Annotated in this window: 10 protein-coding genes and 1 pseudogene; all 11 read right to left on the reverse strand. The window is 38.8% G+C overall.

Features of this window, described 5'->3' with window-relative positions; all coding sequences use genetic code 11:
* Positions 1–350: zinc-ribbon domain-containing protein (locus tag PG766_RS16450; protein ID WP_270591349.1), on the reverse strand; the 350-nt coding region annotated here is incomplete at its 3' end.
* A 154-nt stretch (positions 351–504) separates the two neighbouring features.
* Positions 505–1,029, reverse strand: coding sequence for a flavodoxin family protein (locus PG766_RS16455; RefSeq protein WP_118198853.1), 525 nt, complete (start codon positions 1,027–1,029; stop codon positions 505–507).
* A 123-nt stretch (positions 1,030–1,152) separates the two neighbouring features.
* Positions 1,153–1,296 (reverse strand): hypothetical protein, encoded by a 144-nt coding sequence (locus tag PG766_RS16460; RefSeq protein ID WP_173690791.1) that lies wholly within the window; start codon positions 1,294–1,296, stop codon positions 1,153–1,155.
* 218 nt (positions 1,297–1,514) lie between these two features.
* On the reverse strand, positions 1,515–2,891 hold the full coding sequence (locus PG766_RS16465) for a sensor histidine kinase (protein ID WP_118198854.1): 1,377 nt from the start codon (positions 2,889–2,891) through the stop codon (positions 1,515–1,517).
* Positions 2,879–3,541 (reverse strand): response regulator transcription factor, encoded by a 663-nt coding sequence (locus tag PG766_RS16470; protein WP_118198855.1) that lies wholly within the window; start codon positions 3,539–3,541, stop codon positions 2,879–2,881. Before PG766_RS16470 ends, PG766_RS16465 begins: the two co-directional genes overlap by 13 nt.
* Positions 3,542–3,555: 14 nt before the next feature.
* The gene (locus tag PG766_RS16475) at positions 3,556–4,296 is read right to left on the reverse strand and encodes a lantibiotic immunity ABC transporter MutG family permease subunit (protein WP_117824111.1); all 741 of its coding nucleotides are present in this window, start codon (positions 4,294–4,296) and stop codon (positions 3,556–3,558) included.
* 1 nt (position 4,297) lies between these two features.
* Entirely contained in the window at positions 4,298–5,029 is a 732-nt protein-coding gene (locus PG766_RS16480) for a lantibiotic immunity ABC transporter MutE/EpiE family permease subunit (RefSeq protein ID WP_004853398.1), read from the reverse strand.
* On the reverse strand, positions 5,022–5,735 hold the full coding sequence (locus tag PG766_RS16485) for a lantibiotic protection ABC transporter ATP-binding protein (protein WP_005609481.1): 714 nt from the start codon (positions 5,733–5,735) through the stop codon (positions 5,022–5,024). The genes PG766_RS16480 and PG766_RS16485 overlap by 8 nt, the downstream gene beginning before the upstream one ends.
* Positions 5,736–5,900: 165 nt before the next feature.
* Positions 5,901–6,089: pseudogene (locus PG766_RS16490) on the reverse strand (ParA family protein); the annotation flags it as partial.
* Between the two features lie 26 nt (positions 6,090–6,115).
* Positions 6,116–6,850, reverse strand: a complete 735-nt coding sequence (locus tag PG766_RS16495; protein ID WP_243014410.1) for a zinc-ribbon domain-containing protein — start codon at positions 6,848–6,850, stop codon at positions 6,116–6,118.
* A 141-nt stretch (positions 6,851–6,991) separates the two neighbouring features.
* On the reverse strand, positions 6,992–7,510 hold the full coding sequence (locus PG766_RS16500) for a ClbS/DfsB family four-helix bundle protein (protein ID WP_055264514.1): 519 nt from the start codon (positions 7,508–7,510) through the stop codon (positions 6,992–6,994).
* Positions 7,511–7,597 lie beyond the last annotated feature (87 nt).

Genomic DNA, 7,597 nt, shown 5'->3' on the forward strand with positions numbered 1-7,597 from the left:
AGACTGCTTTTGCATCTTTCGCTAATTCCTGAAATGTATGCCCCCCCATGGGAACCAATAGAAACTTCTGTCGGTTTTATCTTATTCTTTTCCGACCACTGCTTTTCCAGTAGCGGCTCTAATGTTGCCAAATCGTTAATCCCTGCAATCACTCTCGCACCGGAACATATCGGGCATTTCTCTCCATTGGAACGAGCCTTAACGCTTGTCTTCCATTCGTGACCACAAGCACCTTTCCACCATACTTTTTTATTTGAACCGAAAGTAATGTCATCAGGTGTAAGCGGTAAGTTCTTCTCCGGCCACTCCGAAACAAGCTCCGGGTGTACTTCTGCTAAACTGTTACTCATATCAAAACCTCCACTTCCTCTGTGATTAGAGTATATGAAGTTTTAGCTTTATCTTGTAGTTTGCGAATATCTGTATAAATAGAAAAAGCCCTTTGAGAAAAGGATTTCTCCTCTCTCAAAGGGCAAGTTGGCAAACTGGAATTTGGAACGTGCTTTATAAATTTTTTCCGATCCCCTCAAGTTCGTTCATGGAATCCTTGTTTTTTTCAAGTTCATCTCTGGCTGTTGCGTAATATGATTTTTTGAAAAGCATATCCCATGAAAGATATTTTGCCATACAGTCAAACTGCTTATCAATCAGCTCATACTGGATACTGTCTATGGGAGAACCGCCTACAACAATCGTGCCAACTTTTTTATTTTTTAACTGCAATCCACGGCAGTAGCACTTATCAATGATAAGTTTCAATTGTGCTGACATTCCCCACCAATAAACTGGTGTAGCAAAAAGAATCATATCTGCGGCAGCAATTTTATCAATTGTAGGATTTGTATCATCCTTATCGACACATCCCTTAGAGCATTGACAGACACCACATCCCTTGCATGGTGCAATGTTGAGTTTGTCAGGTTCAATGATTTCAATTTCATTCTTTTCTGATGCTCCTTTTATAAATGCATTGATTGCTGTCAACGTGTTTCCTTTTCTGGCACTTCCATTAATGATTACAATTTTCATGCTTGTATCCTCCAACTTCCGATTTTTATATTAAATCCATTTATCTGCTTATTTTTCTTCACATATTTTATCAATATCTCAAAAGCACTTAATAATAAATCCGCACCCGTTTCTTTCCCGTGATCAGTGTGTCCGTAACAACTGTACTGTGTGTTCTTCTTTTGCATTGACTGCCGACAGAATCCTGTCCCGGTACATGAGCCCTCTCTGGATACTGTAAAATCCAAATCTTCTGCGTATATCATCCACCGCTGAATCCATCTTCATCTGCTTTTCACGTTTCTCCACACTTGAGAACAACTATAATGATAGTTATGTAATAAAGAATAGTACGAGCATTTTTAATTTTATCAGCTATCATAATTCTGTATGCCTCCTTCTTCCATGAGATTACAGCAAACGTAGTAGTAATGTCTATCAAAAGGCTTTTACATATTAGATAAAAGCATGTAAAATTTCTTTTACATAGCTTAATTGCGGTCTATTTAGCTTGTTTCTTGACTACTCAGGAAAAATATTTCTACCCTCGCCCCACCTGTATTTTCAGAATTTGAAAGTTTAATACCTCCACCATATTTTTCAGCCACAGTTTTTGCAAAAAATAGTCCCATCCCATAATGGGCTTCGCCATTTCTACTTGTGTCATCCATAAAAAACTGCTCTGTGCCATGCAATAATGCTTCTTTTGTAAATCCTGATCCGCTATCCTCCACAATGAATGTCAGCCGGCCATCCTGCTCCTTTGCGTCAATATAAATGATTCCATTTTCTTTTGTATGCTCCACTGCATTCTGAATCATATTCATTACGGCCCGGAACATTGGATCATAAGCAATCGTTACCTTTTTATCACTTTGTCCCGCCTTCCAATCTATTTTCTGGTGATAGATTTCTACCAGTCCGAGTGCCTGTTCCTTTATATCTGCAAAAAAATCTTCTAACCTCACCGTTGTATAGGTAACATCACTGCAATTCCATGATTTTGTGACATCTATCAACTGTTTTACATAACTTTGTATCTGTGTTGTGCCGTTCAAAACATAAGTGATATTATTCTTCTGTTCTGTGGTCAGTTCAGTCTCTGAAAGTAGTTCTGCATTTCCCCGTACAATCGTAAGAGGTGTTTTAATATCATGCGCCAAAGCAGACATCTGTTGTTTCTTTTCCTGCTCTGTTTTCCACTGCTTTTCTAAAGATTCTCGCAATGCATCTCGCATATCATCGATTGCCGATAAACAGTCATCAAACTCTTTGATACCGGAACAGGATGTCTCATATTCCAGATTTTGATTCTTTATTTGTCTGATTGCGTCTAATACAGGCTGCATCTGCTTTTTGATTCTTTTTCCAAAACGTATGGACGGAATGATGATAATCGCTACCGCTCCAATCACTGACATAATACTCATCACATTCTGTGGTCCTATAAAATGCTCCCTCAAAAAAGCTGAATGATATTGAGGTGTCAGGCGATATTGCAATACAACATATTCATTTTCCCTTACAATTACTTTATAAAAATATTTCCCGGATGCGTTTCCGTACTTTGCAACATTCCATGCTATCTGTTCGTATTGTTCTGACAGATCTCCACCTATTTTCTCTCCATTCTCTGAAAAGATTACATAATCACAAAGTGCAGGAATCATCTCAGCAGTTACTTTATCCGCACGTAAAATCGTATCATATGCTTCATTAATCTTTTGCTCTGCATAATTCGCCGGATAGATACAGCCCACACTAATCAAAAGGTACAGCAGCAGCCAAGCAACAATCACCAAACCTACTAATGATCCAAGCATGACCAGTACATATCTCATAAAAATCCAGCTGAGTGCATTGCTTCTCTTTACTCTTCCCATTTATATCCAATCCCCCAGACTGTTTTTATCGGTGTATAATCATAATCCGCAAATTTTGCTCTTATATTTTTGATATGCGTGATTATAGTACTGTCATTACTCTCATTGTCAAAGCCAAAGACCGCTTCCAATATCTGTTCCTTCGAGAAAACCTGTCCCCTGTTTTTAGCCAGGAATTCACAAATTTCGTACTCCGCTTTCGTAAGAGGAAGTTCCTTATCATCAACCAATAGTTTCTTTTGAGATATTTGAATACAGACCCTCCCCAAAACCATCCGGACAGAATGTTCCCTGTGCTCTCTTCTAAGATGTGCATGAATCCTTGCCCGAAGTTCCATCACTCCAAATGGCTTTGAAATATAATCATCTGCTCCTAAAGAAAGTCCGTTTACCAGACTGTTTTCCTCCGTTTTTGCCGTAAGAAACAAAATCGGACAATCCACAAATATCCTAATTCTTTTGCATAATTCGAAGCCATCAATTCCAGGCATCATAATGTCCAGTAAAATCAGGTCATAACGATGTAATTCTTCCATATTAATTTTTAGTGGATTACTTACTTTGGTAACCAGATGTCCATCCTTATTCAAAATGCTTTCTATCATTTCCAAAATTGCCGGTTCATCATCAACTGCCAGTATTTTTGCCATAGTTTCCCTCGATTCTATTCCGATATTCTGTTTCCTTCCCAGTGGTTTACCCACCAAAAATAGTATACCATACTAATCCCTGTAAATATTAAGCAACCTGGTATGAATGACAACCATTCACCTACACTAGTTTCTCCCAATACAGATTGCAGATAAGTATATGGTACTCTACCCGTCCAGCAGACAAATACATATTTCCACACATAATCTCCAAGTCCGGTAAGCATCAATGCACTAATTAGTCCTGATATAATCCCTGCTCCAATGGATACCCCTTTTCCAAACTGAAAAGCCAGAATCAGCTGCCACAGATAAAGTGGAACACTGCTTCCCCACAGCAGCAATGCTGCAAATATACATCCTTTCATGATTTCGATATCGCTTGATGCGATTCTTCCAAATCCAATTCCGAATATGATTACTGTCAATAGGATAGAGCACAGACACAAAACCAGTAGCATCAACAGTTTCGATAAAAATGCTGCAGGTTTATCCGGTAAAGACAACAGATTTTGAAAATCACCTGCATTTTGTTCCTGTTCCATCACACTTGCTGTAAAAATTCCAATAAGTACCGGAAGTCCTGCTCCTATTGCCTGATAAAATGCAATCACTTTCATATTTTCATTCCATGGTGAAAAAAAGTAATATATTAAAAATATAACGCTGGTTATAATCGGAATCAGTAAGTGTGCCAGAATCACAGATGTTCCTTTCATCTTTCGCAAGTCTGCATTAAGAGATCTTCCAATCATCTTATTTCACCTCTCTTCTCTCAAACCATTTCAAAAACAGAACCGTTACAAAAACAAACCAGATGATTGAGAGACACATTCCCGGAACAATGACTCCCGTATCCAAAAGAGGATTCCCTGCTTCTGCGGCAAGTCCATTTGGTAAAACATGAAGCAACGGGCACATCATTCGCATAGGGATTGCAGAAACAAGTACATACCAGATTCTGGTTTGTGATATTACCACACCGCTGACGGTAATAAATAGGCAGACGAACAGGTTTACAATCATTCCAAATCGTTCACTTAAAAATAAAGCTACCGGAATCTCCCATAACTCAGAAACCGTCAGAAACAATACTGCAATCAACGCTCCTCCAACTGGAACATGTGTCGTTAGAAGAAAGCCTCCAAGCGTTGCTCCTGCAAACACAATCACATTAGAAAACAAAATCATGTACCCAATATAAATAATTTTCCCCAGCAACAATTTTCTTCTGTCTGTGGGAATAGTCATTAAATGATAGTATTTTATCTTTTTCTCCTGCGCCACAGAAAGATAACAAAATAGAGCAATCATCCCCGGCAGCAAAAGTGTATACCACCAGTTCCAAACACTTTCTGCATAAGCATTTGTCATCCCAAGAGTAAATATAAATGCCATGACAAATGTAAGAAGAGGAAATCCCCAGATAAACTTTTTTCGCATGGTTCTTTTGGCTTTTTGATGTTCTGCTTTTATAATATTAACCATGGATTTCACCTGCTTTCTGGTTTTTTCTTACCACATTCATAAACAAATCTTCAAGATTATCTCCCTGCTTTAATGCTCCTTCGTATCCTAAGATTCCACCTGAAATAATCCCGACTTTATCTGCAAGTAACTGTACCTCTGAGAGAATATGACTGGAGAGAATTACAGTGATTCCCTGTTCCGGAAAAGACCGGATCAGCTCTCGTAATTCCTCGATGCCTATTGGATCTAATCCATTCGTAGGTTCATCCAATATCAAAAGTTCCGGTTCTCCAAGCAATGCCATTGCAATGCCTAGTCTTTGCTTCATCCCCAAAGAAAACTGTCCTGCTTTCTTCTTTCCGGTGTTTGTAAGTGATACAATCTGCAAGACCTCATCAATTCTGTTTTCATCTGTACCAAGCAATAATTGTCTTACCTTCAAATTCTCTCTGGCGGAAAGATTTTCATAAATAGGCGGATTTTCAATTAACGCTCCTATTTTTGATAAATCTTTCCTATCCAAAAGTTTTCCATCAAAGTAAATCTTTCCTGCAGTTGGTTTCATCATACCGGTCAGCATTTTCAATGTGGTAGATTTACCAGCGCCATTCGGTCCAAGCAGTCCATAAATCTGTCCCTTTTCGATATTAAGTGAAACATTATTTACCGCTTTCTGTTTTCTAAAATATTTACATAGATTTTGTGTCTGTAACATCATTTCCATCTTTACTATCCTTCCTTCTATATTTCATTTCTTACTGAAATATAACCTAACAGAAAAAAATAAAGATTTGATGAAGATTTATTCCCGTATGGAATAAACCATCAATTGAATATCATTATCAGAACTCGGCTTTCCACTGAAATCAGCAAAGTTGTTACAAATACGAAGCGTGATACCCAGACTGTCCGTATCCTGCCACCCCAGACAAGTGGTTAAATCTCCCTGTGGGTCTGCATCAACAAGTAATACTTTCTTTCCCTGCATTGCAAGACCGATTCCGAGATTGACCGAAGTGGTGGTCTTTCCTACTCCGCCTTTCTGATTGCAGATGGCAATCGTTTTGCAGTTTGACACTTCTTGCGTCCTCCTTTCCTGAATATTCATAGCCATTTCCTCGACTTTGCATTTACTTCATCAGGCTTCAATGGCAAGTTCTTCTCCGACCACTCCGAAGCAATTTCAGGGTGTGTTGTCTGCAAATCGTTAAACCCTTTCAGGAATATGTACCCACTGCAATACGGGCATTTGCTCCCACCGGAACGAGTAGAAATAAGGGTGTTCCACTCTCTTCTGCAATCCTTACACTTCCACCAAGCCTTACGATTAGCAAAGACCGTAACCTGAGTTGGAAGTAACGGATAATTTCTATCCGACCACTCGGCAGCTATACCCGGCAGAAGTGTTGCAAAGTCATTAAATCCTGCCAACACTTTATTATGAGAGCAGTACGGACAACCTGTTTTATTTATTGTCCTGCTCTTAACGGCAGCTTCCCACTCGTGTCCTTTCTCACATCTCCAAATCACTTTCTTATGAGAGCCAATAGAAACCTCTGTCGGTTTTATCTTATTCTTTTTCGACCACTGCTTTACCAATAGTGGCTCTAATGTCGCCAAATCGTTAATACCTGCAATCACTCTCGCACCGGAACATATCGGACATTTCTCTCCATTAGAACGAGCCTTAACGCTTGCCTGCCATTCATGACCGCAAGCACCTCTCCACCATACTTTTTTATTTGAACCGAAAGTAATGTCATCAGGCGTAAGCGTTAAATTCTTTTCCGACCACTCCGAAACAAGCTCCGGGTGTACTTCTGCTAAACTGTTATTCATAGCCAAACCTCAACCTCCTTGTGCTTAGAGTATATGAAGTTTTGGCTTTATCTTGTAGTTTGCGAATATCCGTATAAATAGAAAAAGCCCTTTGGGAAAGGGATTTCTCCTCTCTCAAAGGGCAAGTTGGCAAACTGGAAGTTATAGTGCAATCTTTTTCCATTTTCTAATCTTGGTTCTAAAGGTTCCGAACGGAGCAACTGTATTAACATGTATGAATTTGTATACTTCCCAGACAGCTGTTTTAGTTGCTTCGTCAGCCCATTTTCTCATATGTGGTTTAAATAATTCTTCCTCACTCAGAGAATCAATCATTACATAAATAGAGTTGATATTCTCATTCAATCTGTCTTTCAATTCTTGCAGTGACAGCTGAGCATATGTATCTGTGAACCATTGATATAATTCGCCAAGCTGATTCCACTTAAAATTATCCGAAGGAGTTTTGACAGGAATACCCTTTCTTTCGTCTGATTCCCATTTAATAACAAGAGTTGTCCAGCCAACCTGATAAGCAAGATTTTCTGCCGGAGTTCGATCGACCTCATCAATTCTCTTATCTTTTAAATGCTCCGGAATATCATTAAATTCTGAAATATACTTTGCAAAGCTTTTATTTATCTCGTTTTTAAGCTCGTCTTTATTCTCATATGTTCTCAATAGTCTATCTCCTCAGCTTCCGATTTTCCAGTTTCAAAAAAAGGATTTTTCAAATTAGTCTTTGCAAATAACCTTTGAACCTTCACC

The sequence above is a fragment of the Coprococcus sp. LG101-27 genome (assembly GCF_027695515.1).
Lineage (GTDB): Bacteria > Bacillota > Clostridia > Lachnospirales > Lachnospiraceae > Allocoprococcus > Allocoprococcus comes.

Coding starts and splice junctions, on each gene's coding strand:
- PG766_RS16480 (WP_004853398.1), bottom strand. CDS start 5,029: ATGGTTAATATTATAAAAGCAGAACATCAAAAAGCCAAAAGAACCATG.
- PG766_RS16455 (WP_118198853.1), bottom strand. CDS start 1,029: ATGAAAATTGTAATCATTAATGGAAGTGCCAGAAAAGGAAACACGTTG.
- PG766_RS16495 (WP_243014410.1), bottom strand. CDS start 6,850: ATGAATAACAGTTTAGCAGAAGTACACCCGGAGCTTGTTTCGGAGTGG.
- PG766_RS16465 (WP_118198854.1), bottom strand. CDS start 2,891: ATGGGAAGAGTAAAGAGAAGCAATGCACTCAGCTGGATTTTTATGAGA.
- PG766_RS16470 (WP_118198855.1), bottom strand. CDS start 3,541: ATGGCAAAAATACTGGCAGTTGATGATGAACCGGCAATTTTGGAAATG.
- PG766_RS16460 (WP_173690791.1), bottom strand. CDS start 1,296: ATGAAGATGGATTCAGCGGTGGATGATATACGCAGAAGATTTGGATTT.
- PG766_RS16475 (WP_117824111.1), bottom strand. CDS start 4,296: ATGATTGGAAGATCTCTTAATGCAGACTTGCGAAAGATGAAAGGAACA.
- PG766_RS16485 (WP_005609481.1), bottom strand. CDS start 5,735: ATGGAAATGATGTTACAGACACAAAATCTATGTAAATATTTTAGAAAA.